Source organism: Acinetobacter sp. YH01018, assembly GCF_013420295.1.
GTDB lineage: Bacteria > Pseudomonadota > Gammaproteobacteria > Pseudomonadales > Moraxellaceae > Acinetobacter.
Genome location: NZ_VOYL01000012.1, coordinates 18,869 through 38,466 on the forward strand (window position 1 = coordinate 18,869; position 19,598 = coordinate 38,466).

The following is a 19,598-nucleotide window of genomic DNA, read 5'->3' on the forward strand; positions in this document are numbered from 1 at the left end:
TGCAATGATTATTGAAAATATCGGCGCCGTTTATGGTGCTGAATAATATTCCATCGCCACAATAATCGGGTAATCACGAAGAATACAATTGCAAAGATGAAAGCCTCTAGTACCAACCCGAATAATAAAATTTTCGCCAGACTCAAGTCGATGTGTCCATGCCCAAAGTGGGTGATAGCGTGGCTGATCTGATGCAACACCCCCAGCATCATATCCTGATCAATCATATTGACCTGGAAAATTTTGCTGCCTAACCAGAACCCCAGATACAGAATTGGAACCAGGGTAAAAGGATTGGTCAGCCAGGCAAGACATAAGCTCACAGGTAAATTGACTTCAAATAGCAATACCGTCAATACAATCAAAATACTGTGAAATGGTAAAGGTAGCATGCCCCAAAACGTGCCAATAAAAACAGCTTTTGAAATGGACTTTCTGTTCACATACCAAAGTAAAGGATTTAAGGTACGCTCACCAAAAATTTTCATTACTTTCATCCCTGCAACTTTTTGCGGTGAGGGAAGCCAGGACTGAAAGAACTGTTTTGCCATAAAAATAGGCCGCTTAAATGATGATGTATTGTGCCTGAATCGATCCCTCAGAGACAGATCAAGCCAGATAAATATAAATGATCAACCTTAAAATAGTATTTGTTGAAATTTTTTTTAACAAATGACTCAGGAGTTAAACTACAAAAATAACTTTAATTTATTGAAATTTAATAAATTAATAAAACAGATTGGGCAATTTTAAAAGATGTAAAATTTCTGATTTGCCAAGTACAATAAACTGATTTACTCTTCGTGCACTCTATAGAGAGATCGCATATGATTTCATGGTTATTCATTGGTTTAGTCATTAGCATTTTATTGACGCCTGGTCCAACAAATACCTTGCTTGCATCTTCCGGCATTCAGGTCGGTGTACGTAAATCATTACGATTGATTCCTGCTGAAGCGATTGGTTATTTAATTGCAATTACGCTTTGGGGCATGATCATTGGTAGCGTTTCAGCTAAATTTCCCATGCTTCCGACCTTGTTAAAGCTACTGAGTGCATTCTATATTATTTTCCTCGCCATTAAACTTTGGAAAACTGCCGATATTGAAGCAAGTTTTAATCTGCCGACCATCCGTGCCCGCGAATTGTTCTGTGCAACTTTACTCAATCCTAAAGCCTTACTATTTGCTTCGGCTGTTTTTCCAAGTACGGCATGGCTCAGTGTGAATAATTATGCTGCGCATATTGCAATGTTTCTGGTTCTCATTGTCCCGATTGCCTTGTTCTGGACATTTATTGGATCAATTCTGGCTTCTAATAAAGTACGCTGGTTAAATCAATCCAATTTGCAAAAGACTGCTTCTATCATCTTAATCAGTTTTTCAATTCCATTAAGTTATTCTGCTATTTTGAGTCTTTAAACTTTTAAGTCTTGAAATTACGGCGATGAAAATATACATTTTGTAAAAAAACACCTCATCGCCTGATCATTATTTTCATTGTAGCCAATTTCAGTTAAAGTACAGCGCAATAATCGAATTAACTATTTTTGGATTGAAATAATGGCAATTAAGTCTGATCGTTGGATTCGCGAAATGAGCGAAAAACACGGCATGATTGAACCGTATGCGGAAAACCAGGTACGTTATGATGAAACTGGTGAAAAACTCATTTCTTATGGTGTTTCAAGCTATGGTTATGATGTTCGTTGTGCACGCGAATTTAAAGTATTTACCAATGTTCATTCAGCAATTGTCGATCCAAAAAACTTTGATGATAAAAGCTTTATCGACATTGAATCCGATGTCTGTATTATTCCGCCCAATTCATTTGCTTTGGCTCGTACTGTAGAGTATTTCCGTATTCCGCGTAATGTTTTGACTGTATGTCTTGGTAAATCGACTTATGCACGCTGCGGTATTATTGTGAATGTCACTCCACTTGAACCAGAGTGGGAAGGACATGTGACACTGGAATTTTCAAATACCACCAACTTGCCAGCACGTATTTATGCAGGTGAAGGCGTTGCGCAAATGTTGTTCTTTGAATCTGATGAAGTATGTGAAACTTCATATAAAGACCGGGGTGGTAAGTATCAAGGACAAACTGGTGTGACTTTGCCAAAAGCATAAATATTACAAATAATTGAATAAGCGGATCATTTTGGTCCGCTTATTTTTTGCTTGCTTCATTCATCGGAAACTGTGTTCATTCGCCCAGTTTTTTTTGCAATTGCAATAATATTCAGCATAATAAAAAGTTGAACAGACTTGGTCAGAACATTGTCGTCATGACAAATAAATAAAAATTCGACATACCAAGCATAGGACGAATTAAAAAATAATGATGCGGAGCATCTGATAAAAAGGAAGGTCGTGATGACTCAGAGTTGGAATAATACAAGATTTAAAAAATCTTGTTTGGCGAGCATGCTCGCAGCTTTACTTAGCCCATCAGTTTATGCGCTTGAATCTTTGTCAGATGATCATCTTTCTGAAACTACAGGTGAAGGCGTTGCTTTAGCCCTTGAAAATTTTAAGATGGTCTTTCAAGGTCCAAACGAAATCTCACAAGCTTCAAGTTATGGCAAAGGAATTGTCGATCCGGGACAGTATGACACGGGCTTTATCCGAATTATTCCGACCGGTGAAAATTATGAGCTGCTTGGTCAGCGTGCTTATACTAAAATTTATAATAAAGCTTATACGGATGCTTACTTAAGCGGGAAGGCTGCTAATTATAACGGTGTTTACGAAAATACTTATCAATCTGCTTATAATACTTATAGAACAAATAATTATACGACTGTTAACACAACTGTAAAGAATAACTATACAGCAGAATATCGGGGGAATGTGGTACAAAGTTATGTCGACTCTCCTTTGATGAAGCAATATTATCAACAACGTTATGATGATTATTATGATGGGAATTTGTGGCCATTAAGTGTAAAAGATGATGGTACAACTGAACCGGGGTCTGCCGAATCGACATTATGGTTAAAAGACAAATCCCAACAATATGCTACAAAAAATACATTAGAAATGATTGAATTGCTTTATGGCAATCGTTCAACTGAAAGTATACCTACAACTACCTATTCACAAAGTGTAACCAGGCAAAATACGATCGACACCACTGTTGCGAATCAACTGGAAGCTAAAACCCAAGCAGTACTTAATCAACAAGCCGCTGAATATGCGAAAAGCGTAGCCACTACAGCAAGTAATACTGCACTTGCTGAGGTTGAAGCTGAAGCCATTCGATTGGCAAAATTAGCAGCAGCTCAAGCTACAGTGGGAAGTCTAAGAACCAAAGCAGACGTTTTTATTTATGGCCTGGCCCTCTCTAAAAGTGATGGGTCCTTGAGTACCCGGTACAGTAATCAAGGTTTTAATTGGGGAACAGCAGCAAATCCATGGCTGATTCGTGCAGGTAATGTGGATACAATTCAGTTTGCAAAAGGCAATAAGGCCAATGTCGGTTATATTGCATTGGAGGCACCTTTAAAGCTAAAAGGAACAGATACCAGTGATACTTTTAAATTAGGCTTCTGGAGCGATATTTTTTCACGCCAATTAAATTCAAGTAATATGGTGGATCCGTTAACTGGAGCACCCACTTCTGGACTAGATAAAGATTATCGTTTGAGAACCCAGTTTATTGCCAATGGCTTGAATTTAAATGGGTCACAAGTTCGATTATTCCAAACATTACCAGCAACGAGCAATGCCAATTACAATCAAACTTTAGGCATGGCTGCAATTTTACGTCTAAATACTCATGATGATCCATCCACGCTAAAAGCAACGGATGCTGACCTGGATGCTCGTGGAATTAGAATGAGTACTGCTGCAAAAAAAGGCCCGGACAGCACTCCTGATCTATATGATGGTACCGCCGTCACTCCAGCGATTGACCGCTCATTAGCTCCTATATTTAATGATGTGGAAGGGATGTATTTATATAGTCCCAATATTAACTTGGTATTGGGGAATATGTATCAGCCTTTTATTTTAGGTTCTGAAGGTAACAATATTATTTTAGAAATTACCCGTATTCCAAATGTGCCAGAAATATATTCACAAATTTATACCTATTACAGTGATACAGACTCAACAACTGTATTGAAAGATAAAAATAATCAGAATATTGCGATGATCGATAAAGATGGAGTGACCTACACGAAACTTTCTGATTATTTAAAAGGTTCAACCTGTAATGTTTATAGTTGTGGTACTGAAATTACCACGACGGCAAATAATATTACTACGACTTATCAAGGTCGAAATGCAACCCATAGTAGTATCAGTATTGGTACGGTAGAACGGTCAGCTACAGGTAATTTGTTAAACGCCAACAAAACTGCAGATGCAACCGGTGTTGTCTTTAAAAATATTAATGGCCAGGCGACAAATTTAGGCTCAGTTGCAATTGATGGTGTACTCATTCAGCACCTAAAAATAAAAACAACAGGTTTATAGGAGAATAGGCTATGTATCCAAGTATTAAAACTTCTATCCTGAACCTGGTTTGTTCAATTTCTATGTTGGCTTTTACCCCTATTGCAAATGCACAGTTAGTAGGTATGGCTAATGATGAGATGACTGATATATCTGGACAAGGTGGTGCAGATTTAAGTTGGACTCTATCGTTAAATCATCGCTATGCTAAAGATTTATCTCTAAAAAATATTTCAGTTTTTGATGCAACAGGTAAGGCAACAGAGGCATTTTATACTTATAGTTGTACTGATAATGTATTTTGCCGTTTAGCGATCGCACCGAATAATCATAAAGATGCTGCGGGTAATAAAAAATGGTTGGTTTTTAAAGGCATTCAAGGCACCTTACAAATTGATCAGTTTTCATTAGATGGTGCGACCATTATTAACCGTGATGGTAATCCTCAGACTGCATTACAAATTTCTTTTTTTGATGATAAGCCACTGAAAATTAGGAATTTAGGTTTTAATACTTTGGCGGTCGAAACAGGTGATGCAGGTGTTGAAGGGTATGCCAATAATATGATTTATAGCACCTATACAGAAAAAAAATCTGATGGAACAACAGTTGCAGGCTTAGATGTGCCGACGTTTGATAAAAATACAGAAAAAGGCTTTATGGGCTTAAATATGCATGGCAATTTGCATATGTCAGGCAATTTAAAAATATTCAGTTTTAACTGTACAGGTGCAGGAACTGCGCGCTGTTAATTGAATAAAGCCAGATAGGGATATAAGAATGAAAAAAATAACAAAGTTAAAAATACTTACGGCAAGCATTTTGATTGCACAACAAAGCCATGCATTTGAGCAACTTTCCGATGATTATCTTGGCTCAGTAACCGGGCAAGATGGTATCAGCATTACACATGAGATCTCCAAGGCAACTATAAATGCTGTCAATTGGGTTGATTCTTCTTCAAAAAGCAATGCCAACGATTCATTACTACGTCCTGATACCATGAAGATGGGGCTGAAAGATGTGACCCTGTCAGGTGTCAATAATCAATCGATTATTTCTACGCTTGACTTTGATGTGGGGGCAACTGATCGAGGGGCGGGGATTCGCATAGAAGCCAATATTTCTCCATTTGAATTAGCTGTTAACAACCTCATGTTACTGTGTACTGATGCAACTAAATGTCAGACTCCTGAACAAAGTTTGGGTTCTCTCGATATCAAAACCAGTTCACCACTTCGTTTACTTCTTCAAACGCAAGCAGGATTATTTAATCGAGATGAAACGGCACACCTTAATTTTCAATTGCAAAATGCCAGTATCAGTCATGGTTTAAACGGGCAAAAGCTCACTTTGAAAGATTTTAACTTCAATTTTTCTGGTGATGGCTATATGTATCTGAACTCTTATCAAGAAAGAACATCAAGCAGTTACATGGATGAAGGGATTGTTCTGACTACAAAGAGTCGTAATGGTGTGACGGATCATGTTGTAATGTTGGGACGAGTAGATGACAGCGATCCTGTCGCCAGTGCAAATTCACTGCCTGGTCGTGATACCGTACATTCATCAAGAACCAAGGCAACCAATCCAGGGGTAAATATTGACCTGCGTTATGGCAGTGATCCGAATCAGCAACGAAATTTAATTCGTATGGGGGCATCGGGCGCGGTAACCAATGCCACAATTTTCTTAAATGCCAATCAAAGTGGGATTACAGATTTTGGCCGTACTTCAACAGCGACATTAACAGGTTATGATGCGGTAGGGCTAGGCGGGCTGCATTTTGGTATTTCTGCCGATTTTACCCGTGAAGGGAATGCACTTTTAGGTACGAATCAGCCCCCAACAACCCTTGAGATTGGTCATACAGGTAATGGAAGTTATGCCATTGAATTTTCCAATTTATCACCTTTAACTGTTCGTAATTCGAGTTCTAAAACAGATTTAAATACCAAAAATGCCTATATTGATTTTGGTGACATTTATATTAATGCAATACAAGCAAAAAGTTTAGATTTTTTAATTAACGATAAAATTAAAAAGACTTTAGGGGTGAGCAATTTAGTTCAGACGCAGCAATTATCATCGCTTGAAAAAGGTAATGACTTTGCATTAATCGCTATACGTAGTATGGATTTTCAATCGATTGCACGTAAAGCACGGTTTATTGCGGATAACTCTTTAGCTGAAATTACCAATGATACCAGTAGCTGGGGAATTGGTATCCCTGTTTATAATCTGAATGCGAATATTGCGCTTGCAGGCACAGAATATACATCAAAAGTGGATGGTGGGACTAAAAAAGGAATTGCCTACAATGTAATGGCAACTACCGATGGTTATGGAATTGACACAAAAACGGGTGCAGCGAGTACTACATCATTAATTTTAATAGATGGAAAAAAAGGGCTGCACAATGAAGAAGTAAATTACTATGCCGGTTTACGTAATATTGATGCATTTGTCAAAGCCAAAGGCGTGATTGGTTACGAAGAGCAAGGAATCTACATTAGCGCCGATGATTTGCTTGTCGCTGCAAGTGCAGAAATGGCGATTGGTCAATTACCTGGTTCGCTCTATAACTGTACCAGTGGTTCTGTTAAATGTGGCAGTGTCGTTCCTGTTGATAATTTCGCCCGCAAAGATGATGTGCTGACTTCCATTGCCTTTAAACTGGATGGTAAAGGTGATTTGTTTATTATTCCCGGTATGAATGATAATGCAGAAAATAACTTCTTATCTTTCCGTGCTAACTTTGAATTTAATGCATTATCAGACACAGATAAATTGAACCCCAATATTTTGGGAAGCTACTTTAGTTTGATTAACGAAGATGTTGATGCGAATAACACGGTTGTGAAAACTTCAAGTATTAATTTGAATAAATTGCAAGGTGTCCTAGCGCTTGAATCACAAGTCAAGATGCAAAAAGATACTGTGGTATTTGATAATAAAGTGGATATTAATCCGGCCAAATCTTTGAATCAGGTATTCAGAACCGAATTATCGATGTCTACCATGCCGAATCAAATGCAGAAAATGGCAGATATTGCAATTACAGGGGGAAGTATTAGAAGTAATTTAGGTATTACTCCACGTTAACCTGTTTGAGAATAAATAAAAGAATAGGGATAGAATTTTATGAAAAAATTATTATTGGCAAGTTTGATTACTTCATCTATTGCAATACCAAGTTTAAGTCATGCAATGGTTGCTATGGATGATGATTCATTATCTGATGTAAGTGGTCAAGCATTATTGTCTATGGAATATAACGCGGGTTATAACGTTATTGATGCTAAAGGACAAAATGTAGACCAGACGAATCTGGGATTTTATAAATTGGGCCTAGAAGCTGAAATGGAAATCAACGCCAATATTAAAAAGCTGCAATTAGGTTGTGGTGGGGTGAATGGTATTGGCAAATGTGATATTGATATTGATAATATTTCTTTAAGTGGTTTGCAAGGCGCAAACTATACTTCTGATGATCGTGCGGCAAGCTCAGCCCTTATTACCAATCCATTTGTTGAGTTTGCTATTAAAAATCCAAAATCTGCTTCTACTCGTGAGGTTCTTGGCTTTCGTTTAAGTGCTGAAAAAATTGCTGGCTTAATGACAATAGGAACAGAAAACAGTAGTACGCCTAATGGTATTAACTCCTTTAGTGGTTATATGAAAACCAAGGCCTCTTCTGGGGTGGCAATTACAGACCCTCGAATTATGGATTATGCAGCAACGGGTCAATATATCGAAGGTGCTGTAACGGGAACATTGGTTGGTATTCCTTTAGAATTGCATTACAAGTCAAATGATTATTCATTTAACTTATCTTCAACAACTGCACCTTTTACCATTCCATCGACGATCGTATCTGGAACACGTATGACAGAGGCTGTCCTAAAAGGAACAGGAACAGTAAATCAAATAGATTTTTCTGGACCTTTAGCTGCACAGATTTCAGCATTAGGTTTAAATCTTACTTTGAATAAACAAATCGATGGTTATTTAACTGGTTTAAAGACTGATATTACAGTAAATCAAAATTTAGGTTTGATTCATTCTTTGTATCTAAATAATGCAAGTTCGTTATCACTACAGACCCAGCAAATATTGTGGCCGGGTGCATCGGTTGCTGCAAATCGAGGGTGGTGGTTAGCAATTGAAGATGAAGTGGATTTAGGGAGTATCAGTCCAACAACCAATGTAAAAATTACCGATGAAGTGCTTAAACAAACGATTGCAGGAATTAATCACGACTTAACCTCTAAGCCGCGTGCATGTGGCGATTTACTGTTTGGATGTGTTGCAGGTACCGGATTATCTGTGGGTGAAATTAAAAATCCAACACTTATTGATTTTCCATTACAGAACTTAACCTTGCAAGGACAGAACTTTAAGTCTAACTGCTTTGGTGGGCTGAAATTCTGCTAATGAGGAAATAAAAAATCCCGCACTTAGCGGGATTTTTTATTTTAAGAACAACTACTTTGCAATTTTAGCGAGTAATTCTTCTTTTGAAATATTGACAGATTCAGCATCACGGCGACCTTTATATTCAAAAGTCCCTGCATCCAAACCTTTCTCCCCAATTACAATACGGTGTGGAATCCCGGTAATTTCAAGGTCAGAGAATTTCACCCCTGGACGCTCGTCACGGTCATCCAAAATCACATCATAACCCGCAGCTTGCAGTTCTGCATAAAGTGCTTCAGCAGCTTCCAAAGTACGTGGTGATTTATGTGCATTCATTGGAACAATCGCAACTTCAAACGGTGCAATTGCAGAAGGCCAGATAATCCCTTTGTCATCGAAGTTCTGTTCAATGGCAGAGGCTACCACACGCGTTACACCAATACCGTAGCAACCCATGGTTACAATCGTCGGTTTGCCGTCTTTACCAAGCACTTTGCAGCCTAAAGCTTCAGAGTATTTTTGGCCCAGCTGGAAGATGTGACCGACTTCAATACCACGCTTAATTTGCAGTGTCCCTTTACCATCTGGAGATGGGTCACCTTCAACCACATTACGTAAGTCATAAACCTCAGTAAATGTTGCATCACGTTCCCAGTTGACACCTGTTGCATGTTTTTCGGCTTCATTGGCACCGGCAACAAAATCAGAAAGTACAGATGCTGCACGGTCAACAATCACAGTAATGCCTTTTTCAACTAGACCTTGTGGCCCAATGAAGCCAGTGGTTAAACCAAGGGCTTGAATTTGAGCTTCAGTTGCGAATGTTAAAGGTGCGGCAATTAACGGATGCTTTTCAGCCTTAATTTCATTCAGTTCATGGTCACCACGAAGGAATAAAGCAACAACAGGTGCTTCTTTACCTTCTTCAGTTGCAACACCTTGTACGAGCAATGCTTTTACAGATTGTGCAGCATCAGTACCTAAGAAAGCAGATACATCGGCAATGGTTTTTTGAGCTGGTGTATCGACCAGTTTTAATTCCTGAGTTGCGGCCGCACGCTCACCGACAAGAATTGCTTCAGCCATTTCAACGTTGGCAGCATAATCAGATTCGGTAGAGAAGGCGATATCATCTTCGCCACTTGATGCCAAAACGTGGAATTCATGTGAACCTGAACCGCCAATTGAGCCAGTATCGGCCTGTACTGGACGGAAGTCTAAGCCCAAACGGCTAAAGATACGGCAGTACGTGTCATACATCACGTCATAGGTTTCTTGTAGTGAAGTTTGATCGATATGGAAAGAATAAGCATCTTTCATGATAAATTCACGTGAACGCATCACACCAAAACGTGGACGGACTTCATCACGGAATTTGGTTTGTACCTGATAGAAATTGACTGGCAGCTGTTTGTAGCTTTTCAATTCATTTCGTGCAAGATCGGTGATCACTTCTTCGTGTGTAGGACCAAGCACAAAATCGTTATTATGACGGTCTTTAAAACGTAATAACTCTGGACCATATTGCACAAAGCGGCCGGATTCTTCCCAAAGGCTTGAAGGCTGGGTTACTGGCATGAATACTTCCAGCGCTCCTGCACGGTTCATTTCTTCACGGACAATCGCTTCAACTTTATTTAGCACGCGTACGCCCATCGGCAACCAAGTGTATAAACCCGAAGCCAATTTACGAATCATCCCCGCACGTAACATGAGCTGATGTGAAATCACTTCAGCATCATTTGGGGTTTCTCTTAACGTAGCAAATAAAAAGCGACTCGCGCGCATGGAAACTGTCCTAATAATTAAGCGTTAAAGCATAAGATTATACGATAAAAAATGAGGTGAACATTTCAGAATGTCACCTCATGTCAAGTGGGTTTATTATGCCATGATTTTTCGGATTTGGCGCGTCATAAAATTCTTCAAGTCATCCAGGTAGGTGAAGATCACAGGAACCACAACCAGAGTCAATAGGGTGGAGGTGATTACGCCCCCAATCACGGCATGGGCCATGGGTGCACTTTGTTCGCCACCTTCACCCAGACCCAATGCAAGAGGAATCATCCCCATCACCATGGCACTGGTGGTCATTAAAATAGGGCGTAGACGGGTTTTACCCGCTTCTATAATGGCATCATAACGATCAACCCCACGATCCATGGCTTTTTTGATGAAGTCAATTAACAGGATGGCATTTTTGGTCACTAATCCCATCAGCATGATAATGCCAATAATGGAAAACAGGTTCATGGTGGAATTAAACAGGAATAAAGCCAGAAACACCCCAATCAGCGAGAGGGGAAGGGAAGCCATAATCGCAGCAGGATGAATGAAGCTGTTAAATTGTGAACCCAGTACAATATAGATGAACACAATGGAAAGGGTAATGGCGGTTAAGGCATAACCTGCCGATTCGGCCATGTCTTTATTTGCACCTTGCGTGGCAAAGCTATAACCGGGTGGTAAATCAAAGTTATCTTGAATTTTTTTAATGTCTTGACCGATATCCCCTGCAGGGCGGCCTGCTGTATTGGCTTCTATCAGGACTTCGCGGGCCAAATCACGGCGGGTAATTTGCGATGCCCCCAAACTTTCTTCGAAGTTTGCCACACTGGCTAGAGGCACTAAAATAGGCTGGCCAGAAGCATCGGTTTTTTGTGAATTCAGATAAAGATTTTCAATATCGCTCGGTAAGGTGCGTCTGTTTTCAGTCAGGCGAAGATTAACATCATAGATTTCGCCTTTTTCATCTTGCCAAGTGGTAACGTTGTCGCCTGCAATTAAGGGACGAATGACACTGGCGATTTGATTGACAGAAAGACCTAAATCACTGGCAAGGACACGATTGATATCTACAGCCAGGGTTGGTTTGGGCTCTTTAAGTGAACTTTCAAGATCGACGATACCTTCGACTTTGGAAATTTCTGCCAGAAAGCGATCGGAGATTTTTTGCAGTTCGTTCAGGTCGGTGCCTTTAATGGAAATCAGGATCGGTTTTTGCCCTCCCGAAACTGTTTCATCTGCCGAAGCCACCGAGGTAATGGTAATACCCGCTACGCTTTGCAAGCGCTGGCGAAACTCATTATTCAGTTGGGTCAGGGTCTTATCACGCTCCAGACGAGGAGTGACCTTGACGCGTATGCTGACATGGTTTTTACCACGATCCGTTACCCCATTGATAATGCTGTAGGTATTACGTACATCTAGATGCTGGCGCAGAATATTCTCCACTTGCAACAACTTGGCTTGTGAATATTCGAGTGAGGCATCTACAGGCGTTTCAAATTTAATTCGAATTTCGTTTTTATCTGGAACAGGAACAAATTCCGTACCAATCAATTTAGATAAACCCAATGCACCAAAAAGTGAAGCTGCGGCCACTATCAGGGTTAAAATACGGAAGTGTAGTGCCAGTTTTAACAGTTTTTCATAGTAATGGCTTAAATGATCAAGCCTGTTGGATATCCAGTTAAAGAAGCGCTTTATTCTGCTGGGTTTCTTGTTTGGATTATGTTTTTCAGCCCAGTGTGCAGAAAGCATGGGATCGAGGGTAAAACTGATAAACATTGAAATCAGTACGGCAGCGCTGACCGTTACTCCAAATTGATAGAAGAATTTACCGATAATACCGCCCATAAATGCAACTGGTAAAAATACCGCAACAATGGTCATTGTAGTGGCTAAAACTGCAAGTCCAATTTCTTTGGTGCCATCGAGTGCTGCCGTTACTGCATCTTTGCCCATATCGGCATGACGGACAATATTTTCCCGCACTACAATTGCATCATCAATCAACAGGCCAATACTGAGAGATAATGCCAGTAAGGTCATCATGTTAATAGTGAAGCCGAAAGCCCAAATAAAGGTTAATGTCCCCAACAGGGAAATAGGTAAGGTCAGCCCGGTAATGGCAGTAGAGCGAAAAGAACCCAAGAACAGTAAAACAATCAGAACAGCGAGAACCGCACCTTCAATAATGGTCCGTGCCACATCTTTAATACTGCCACGAATGCCTTTGGAGCTATCGACGGCAACTTTAGCCACAGTACCCTCGGGTAGCTGTTGCTCGATTTTTGCTAGGGCTTTATAGCTGGCATTGACCACATCAATTACATTGGAATCCGAATTGCGCAGAATATCAATCGCGACCGCAGCTTTACCATTTAAATAAGCACTTGATTCCAGATTGGCTTGACCATCTTCAATGCTTGCCACCTGTTTTAGAAAAATAGGAGTACCATTTTTATTGGCAATAATCAGGTCACCAAACGATTGCGGGTGAATCACTTTGGATTTGATTTCCACCACCAGTTCAGACGTCGGCTGTTTTAAGGTGCCTCCCGGAACTTCAATATTTTCACCTTTCAAGGTATTGATGACTTTATCTACACCAATACCAAAGCTTTGCAGTTTTTGCGGATCGACTTCAATACGAATCTGGCGTTGTGCATCGCCCAGTAAATTGACTGTACCCACGCCCGGCATGGTTCGAAGTTGCGGGACAATCTGCTGACTTAAATAGGAACTCAAGTCGCGTAACGGCATGGTCTCCGATTCAAACACAATCGACATCACCGCATTGGCAGTAGGGTCATAACGTTCAACAACAGGATCCTGAATTTCATCTCGAAACTGGGCGGTAACTGGAGCAATCTTATCGCGAATATCCTGGGCGGCCACTGCAGAAGACATATCCAGATTAAATTCGACAATAATGGTCGACAGCCCTTCACTAGACTGGGAAATAATCTGTTTTAAACCTGAAATGGTATTGATCTGGTCTTCCATTTTTTTGGTAATTTCAGATTCAATGGTTTCAGGGGAGGCACCCGGATAGGAGGTATAGACCACAACAAATGGAAAATCGACATCGGGAAATTCTTCTATGCCCATGCGTTGCCAAGATGCCAGCCCCAGTACCAGTAAACACAACATCATCATGATGGTGAAAACAGGATATTTAACGCTAATTCGGGTAAACCACATAAGAACAATCCTGTACTTATTTTTTATTATTTATTGATGACGACCGCTTGATGAATGTCCTGGTCATTAAATTTAATACGGCTAATCTGGTCGGCGTTTTGCAGTCCTTGCACGACAGCCAAATTGTCCCGATAGCGCTGTTCCAGAATCACCAGGTTGACCTTTTCAATTTTGTTTTGGCGGATCACCCAGACATAGGGTTTATCTTTGATATTCTGGATCACATCGAGCGGAATGAGCTGACCTGAAACTTGAGTTGAAGCAAGAATGTTGCCTTCCACGAAAGAACCAATACTCAGTGAGTTAATGGTTTCGTTCGGTCGGGCAAAGAATTCAATCTGGCGACTGGCAGGATCGGCAATCGGGGAGATGCGTGTTAAAACAGCAGTCAGTTGAGCTGGATTACCTTGAATGGTGTATTCAATACGTTGTCCCACTTTTAAAGCGGCTTGCATGTCACTTGGCAATTTGGCCTGAATTTCCAGCTGACTCGGATCCACGATTTCAAACAGGGTCTGGCCAGCAGCAACGGTTTGACCAGTATCGACTTGGCGCTGTGTAATCACTCCGGAAATGGGGCTATAAATAGTCCCTTCACGCTCGGCTTTTTGGGCAATATTGACACTGGCCTGTTGCGCATGCACATTTTCCAGTTGCGCCTGATAGTCGACAGCAGCCTGTTCATATTCAACTTTGGAGATAAAACCTTGATCTAATAAGCGTTGTTTGCGCTGCATCATATTTTTAGCCAGATTGGCCTGCGCTTGTGCTGCTGACAAATTGGCCTGAGCTTGCGCTAAACGTGCAGCATTATCTTGATTATTCAGGCGAACCAAGACCTGTCCCTTAGCGACTGACTGTCCGACCTGGACATAGACCTGAGTTGCAGTGGCAGTGACCTGAGCCTGTATGCTACTTTGATTGACTGCACGAAGCGTGCCGGTAAAAGCACTTTTTGCGACAGAAGTGCCATTCTTCACGGAAACTAGATCTTTTTCAATTAATTCAATTTTTGTTGTGGTTTCTACAGGTTTTTCTATTTCATTTTTTTTGCAAGCTGTTAGAAATAAAATTAAACACAGAACGCTGCCGGTTAAATATTGCTTATGGTCACTTAATTTAGATTTTTTCATATGCTGTCCAGATAGCATGTAGCTTCATCCTTTTTATTTATTGTGACTTAAATTAAGTGCTTCATAGCCTAAATACAATTTATTCAAGCGCTTTTAAGCGAGCGATAATATTGTCGTATTTTGCTTGAGTATTTCGATAGTTAATTTGTAATGATTGAATCGTTGCTTTTTTTGCTTCAATATTCTTTTGATTATTCTCGATTGTATTTTTCAAGCTGGCTGGAATGTCTTCAGCTTTACGTAAATGTTCAATCTGTTGACGCTTAAAATAAATACGGTCAGTTTGTAATTGCTTTAACTGGTCTTGCTGAAAGGCAATTTGCTTTTTGATGCCGGTTAATGCGTCATTACGTTTTGCGAATGCAACTTGACTATTACCATAAGCCTTTTTTAGTTTTAAGTCCGCTGCCTGCTGTCTGGCGTGGGCTGCACGTTGCGGTGCCTGTTTAATATCGGCTTCAGTATTATAGGCACGATTACGCCGGATGACCTGCATGTTCTGGTCCAAAGCTTCGTAGCCATAGCGAATATGATTGGGGGTGACATTGGTGCTAATATTGGCTATACCCTTACTGTCATAATAGCGATACCAGGTGGCTTTAGGTGGCGGATTTTCAGCATATGCGAATGCCGATTGCAAAACCAGAAAAGAAAGAAAAATGAATCTAAAGTTCATTTTTTTTTGTGCAATGAAAGCAAGTTTGTATTTAAACTGACTTTGCATTGTAACCCCCGAATAAAAGTTGACTAAATTACTTATTTTAAAAGTAATAAATGAGCTATATTAGACTCAAAATAAGTAATAAAAAACCTCTGTCTGTCAAAAAAAAATCATTGGTCGATGGAAAGTGTGAAGTCGTTATTGAAAATAGACTAAAGTGAGTCTTCGTGCGGAAAATGTTCATTGAAAAGGCAAGTAAAGATATGTTAAAAATGTTTGTAACTTGTAATAAAATTTTTGACTAAAATTGTTTGTACATTCTAAAAATGGGAAGGATCATTAAATGGACGAAAAATTCCAAAATCTAAAAGTGATGGTGATTGATGATTCAAAAACCATTCGTCGTACAGCAGAAACATTACTCCAACGTGAAGGTTGTGAAGTCGTGACCGCAGTAGACGGGTTTGAGGCTTTGGCAAAAATTGCTGAAGCAAATCCGGATATTGTTTTTGTAGATATTATGATGCCACGTTTAGACGGTTATCAAACTTGTGCATTAATTAAAAATTCGCAGAATTATCAAAATATTCCAGTCATTATGCTGTCAAGTAAAGATGGTTTATTTGACCAGGCAAAAGGTCGTGTTGTTGGTTCGGATGAGTATTTAACTAAACCCTTTAGTAAAGATGAATTGTTAAACGCAATCCGCAATCACGTAACAGCATAAGTTTATTTTTATTGGGGAAAAGCATGTCACGTATCCTTATCGTTGATGATTCACCTACGGAAACATTTCGTTTTAGAGAGATTTTAACCAAGCATGGCTTTGAGGTGATTGAAGCAGCAAATGGTGCTGATGGTGTCACAATGGCACAAGCAGAATTGCCAGATCTAGTGCTCATGGATGTGGTCATGCCTGGTGTAAACGGTTTTCAGGCAACACGTCAGATTGCCCGTGGTGCTACTACTAAACACATTCCGATTGTGATTGTCAGTACCAAGGACCAAGCCACTGACCGCGTTTGGGGGAAACGTCAGGGGGCAAGTGATTATTTGACCAAGCCTGTAGACGAAAACCAATTAATTGATGTGATTAAACAACACCTCAATGCAGGATAAGCTCTATGGCAGCAAATGGATTTATCGAATTACTTCGGATTGCTAAACGTGGTAACAAAAACTACGTTACAACTGAAAATGAAGTAAACCGATGGTCAGGCATTGCTTTTGAGATGATGGGGCAATATTTTGTTGCCCCTTTGGGTGAAGTATCTGAAGTGATATATCCACCAAAATATACTCCGGTTCCAAATACTCAGTCATGGGTGATGGGACTGGCCAATATTCGGGGACGTTTACTTTCCGTCGCTGATTTGGCGCATTATATTTCAGGACATCGAAGTCAGTTTTCACCGACTCAAAAAGTATTGTGTATTAGTCATAATGACCATTATGTCGGTTTGGTGGTAGATCAGGTTTTGGGGATTCAACACTTTAATAAGAAGAGTTTCTTTTCTAAAAACAGTGAATTAGATAGCAATTTACAAGAATATTGTCAGGGTTATTTTTATCAGCATAATCAGCACTGGCATGTTTTCTTATTTAGTCGTTTATTGCAAAACCCAAAATACATGAATGCCTCTATAAAATTTATAAATTAATAGTCGCAAGCTAAAGAATGATAGCGCAACTCGGGGAGAAGCTGGATGGGCTTTAAACTTAAAAAGAAAAATACAGGTGAAGGCACCAGCCATAATGGCGGGAATGCTTTAGTCGCAAAGATTCAATCACAAACAGAGCAATTATCACGTGTATTTGGTGACAGTGAAAAGTCCAAACCATTAATTTTGGGGGCAGCATTTTCTCTGGTCGTAGCACTCTTCCTGTTATTGTACTTATTCTATAGTGTACCGCGTAATAATGAATTGACACGTAGTGTGGGTGATTTGCGTCTATTGTCACAAACCATTTCACGTCAGGCAACTGATGCAACTGCTTCAGGAACCAAAGAGTCGATTGATAAATTAATTAAATCGCAAAAAGAATTTGCTGAAAACCTGGAAACGGTTAAAGATATTCATCCACATACAGCTGCATTGGTTGAGGTGGAAAAGCAGTGGAAATCGCTATCAGAAGGGATTGATTTAATTTCGTCTCAACAGAAAATGATTAACAAGCTGTACGATACCAATATTGCAATTGGTGAGTCGATTCCGGGAATTCAGGCAGAATATAACCTGATGGTTGACCAAATGGCGCGTCAAAACATGCCGTCTAACCAGGTGGTTATTGCCAAAAACCAGGTATTCATTGCGGAACGTATTTTGCGTTCGATCAGTTCGGTACTCACAGGTAACGATAACTCGCGTGAATCTGCGGATGACTTCAGTGCCGATACTGAAACTTTCGGTTCTTACCTCAATGCCCAGCTCAATGGTAGTGCAGAACTGGGTGTAGAACGTATTGATGATCCGGCATTGCGTGAATCACTGACAGGCATTAAAAGCGAATATGATGATGTACTAAAATCAGCTTCTGCAACAATTCTTTCAAACTCGGCGCAAATTGTAAAAGTACGTCAAGCTTCTGCTGCAATTTTTGCCCAGTCGGATGAATTGTTAGCCAACCTGAATAAGCTATCTGGTGGTTCGAGCTTGGCTATTGCGCTTCCTGCCTTGCTTTTAATCCTGTGTCTGGTTGCTTTCCTGTTTTCTGTATTCAAGTTGCTTGCATTACGTGGCCAGTCAGATAAACAGCGCGTGGCAAACCTGCAAGAAGAATATGACCGTAACCAGAATGCGATTTTACGTTTACTGGATGAAATTGCCGACTTGGCGGATGGTGACTTGCGTTCATATGCAACGGTATCGGAAGATTTTACCGGAGCAATTGCCGACTCCATTAACTTCGCGATTGACCAGTTACGTGACCTGGTATCACGTATTACTGAAACGTCTCAAGAAGTTGCGCAATATACAGCGAATACCCAAGGCATTACCCACCAGCTTGCTGAAGCATCTGAACACCAGGCACAAGAGATTGCCGGTGCATCTGCCGCGATTAACGAAATGGCGATGTCTATTGACCAGGTATCTGCAAACGCGGAAGAATCTGCAGTGGTTGCGGAGCGTTCGGTACAAATTGCTGCCAATGGTGCAGAGGTTGTAAACCGTTCTATTGAAGGTATGGACACCATCCGTGAGCAGATCCAGGAAACATCTAAACGTATTAAACGTCTGGGTGAATCTTCTCAGGAAATTGGTAACATCGTTGCCCTGATTAACGATATTGCCGACCAAACCAACATTCTGGCATTGAACGCTGCAATTCAGGCATCTATGGCGGGTGAGGCTGGTCGTGGTTTCGCCGTGGTAGCCGATGAGGTACAGCGTCTTGCGGAACGTTCAGCCTCTGCAACCAAACAGATTGAAGGCTTGGTAAAAACCATTCAGACAGATACCAACGAAGCCGTAATTTCGATGGAGCAAACCACTTCCGAGGTTGTTCGTGGTGCAAGCTTAACCAAAGATGCCGGTGTGGCACTGGATGAAATTCAAAACGTATCGACCAACCTGGCGCGATTGATTGCCAACATTTCGGATGCTGCAAAACTTCAGTCTGCTTCTGCTGGTCACATTGCGACAACGATGAATGTCGTACAAGAAATTACCTCGCAAACCACAACAGCAACCTTCGATACAGCACGTTCGGTATCGGAACTGGCAAATATGGCCGAATCATTACGTGAATCTGTAACCGACTTTAAATTACCTGACTAAGTTAATTAAAAAGCGTTGCAGTGATATTCCCTGCTTTTGGGCAGGGGATATCTATAAGACACAGATCAAGCATCGACAAGATGAACTTAACTTCAAAGTTAGGTCTCGCGTGATGGTGACAATTAAGTTTGAGCAACCTTCTTGGTGGCAGATA

Annotated in this window: 15 protein-coding genes; 10 read left to right on the plus strand and 5 right to left on the minus strand. The window is 40.4% G+C overall.

What is annotated here, in order from left to right:
* Positions 1 to 8: 8 nt before the first annotated feature.
* Positions 9 to 551 carry a DUF2062 domain-containing protein gene (locus FTT83_RS06125; protein ID WP_086195996.1) on the minus strand — a complete coding sequence of 181 codons (543 nt, stop codon included), beginning with the start codon at positions 549 to 551 and terminating at the stop codon, positions 9 to 11.
* Between the two features lie 276 nt (positions 552 to 827).
* Here FTT83_RS06125 and FTT83_RS06130 point away from each other — a divergent pair, with 276 nt between their 5' ends.
* From FTT83_RS06130 to FTT83_RS06155, 6 genes are all read left to right on the plus strand, one after another.
* Entirely contained in the window at positions 828 to 1,421 is a 594-nt protein-coding gene (locus FTT83_RS06130; protein WP_086195995.1) for a LysE family translocator, read from the plus strand.
* A 141-nt stretch (positions 1,422 to 1,562) separates the two neighbouring features.
* Entirely contained in the window at positions 1,563 to 2,132 is a 570-nt protein-coding gene (gene dcd, locus FTT83_RS06135; RefSeq protein WP_086174816.1) for a dCTP deaminase, read from the plus strand.
* Positions 2,133 to 2,378: 246 nt separating this feature from the next.
* Positions 2,379 to 4,484 carry a hypothetical protein gene (locus FTT83_RS06140; protein ID WP_180082154.1) on the plus strand — a complete coding sequence of 702 codons (2,106 nt, stop codon included), beginning with the start codon at positions 2,379 to 2,381 and terminating at the stop codon, positions 4,482 to 4,484.
* Between the two features lie 35 nt (positions 4,485 to 4,519).
* On the plus strand, positions 4,520 to 5,215 hold the full coding sequence (locus tag FTT83_RS06145; protein ID WP_373423505.1) for a hypothetical protein: 696 nt from the start codon (positions 4,520 to 4,522) through the stop codon (positions 5,213 to 5,215).
* A gap of 28 nt (positions 5,216 to 5,243) precedes the next feature.
* Positions 5,244 to 7,568 (plus strand): DUF6160 family protein, encoded by a 2,325-nt coding sequence (locus FTT83_RS06150; RefSeq protein WP_180082155.1) that lies wholly within the window; start codon positions 5,244 to 5,246, stop codon positions 7,566 to 7,568.
* 39 nt (positions 7,569 to 7,607) lie between these two features.
* Positions 7,608 to 8,900, plus strand: coding sequence for a DUF6160 family protein (locus tag FTT83_RS06155; RefSeq protein WP_180042437.1), 1,293 nt, complete (start codon positions 7,608 to 7,610; stop codon positions 8,898 to 8,900).
* Positions 8,901 to 8,951: 51 nt separating this feature from the next.
* Here FTT83_RS06155 and FTT83_RS06160 read toward each other — a convergent pair whose 3' ends face one another.
* The 4 genes from FTT83_RS06160 to FTT83_RS06175 all read right to left on the minus strand — a co-directional run bounded on the left by FTT83_RS06160 (position 8,952) and on the right by FTT83_RS06175 (position 15,728).
* Positions 8,952 to 10,670 carry a proline--tRNA ligase gene (locus FTT83_RS06160; RefSeq protein ID WP_180176438.1) on the minus strand — a complete coding sequence of 573 codons (1,719 nt, stop codon included), beginning with the start codon at positions 10,668 to 10,670 and terminating at the stop codon, positions 8,952 to 8,954.
* A gap of 96 nt (positions 10,671 to 10,766) precedes the next feature.
* Positions 10,767 to 13,871: an efflux RND transporter permease subunit gene (locus tag FTT83_RS06165; RefSeq protein ID WP_180176437.1), complete on the minus strand. Its 3,105-nt coding sequence runs from the start codon at positions 13,869 to 13,871 to the stop codon at positions 10,767 to 10,769.
* A gap of 26 nt (positions 13,872 to 13,897) precedes the next feature.
* Positions 13,898 to 15,004 (minus strand): efflux RND transporter periplasmic adaptor subunit, encoded by a 1,107-nt coding sequence (locus FTT83_RS06170; RefSeq protein ID WP_257234891.1) that lies wholly within the window; start codon positions 15,002 to 15,004, stop codon positions 13,898 to 13,900.
* Positions 15,005 to 15,083: 79 nt separating this feature from the next.
* Positions 15,084 to 15,728 carry a hypothetical protein gene (locus tag FTT83_RS06175; RefSeq protein ID WP_180082160.1) on the minus strand — a complete coding sequence of 215 codons (645 nt, stop codon included), beginning with the start codon at positions 15,726 to 15,728 and terminating at the stop codon, positions 15,084 to 15,086.
* Between the two features lie 280 nt (positions 15,729 to 16,008).
* Between FTT83_RS06175 and pilG the strand changes: the two genes are divergently transcribed.
* From pilG to FTT83_RS06195, 4 genes are read left to right on the plus strand one after another with little or no spacing between them, the layout of a single operon-like run.
* Positions 16,009 to 16,392 (plus strand): twitching motility response regulator PilG, encoded by a 384-nt coding sequence (gene pilG / locus FTT83_RS06180; protein ID WP_086195987.1) that lies wholly within the window; start codon positions 16,009 to 16,011, stop codon positions 16,390 to 16,392.
* Between the two features lie 23 nt (positions 16,393 to 16,415).
* The gene (locus FTT83_RS06185) at positions 16,416 to 16,784 is read left to right on the plus strand and encodes a response regulator (RefSeq protein ID WP_086195986.1); all 369 of its coding nucleotides are present in this window, start codon (positions 16,416 to 16,418) and stop codon (positions 16,782 to 16,784) included.
* Positions 16,785 to 16,789: 5 nt separating this feature from the next.
* Positions 16,790 to 17,326, plus strand: a complete 537-nt coding sequence (locus tag FTT83_RS06190) for a chemotaxis protein CheW (protein ID WP_086195985.1) — start codon at positions 16,790 to 16,792, stop codon at positions 17,324 to 17,326.
* Between the two features lie 45 nt (positions 17,327 to 17,371).
* The gene (locus FTT83_RS06195) at positions 17,372 to 19,444 is read left to right on the plus strand and encodes a methyl-accepting chemotaxis protein (RefSeq protein WP_086195984.1); all 2,073 of its coding nucleotides are present in this window, start codon (positions 17,372 to 17,374) and stop codon (positions 19,442 to 19,444) included.
* The last annotated feature ends 154 nt before the right edge of the window (positions 19,445 to 19,598 follow it).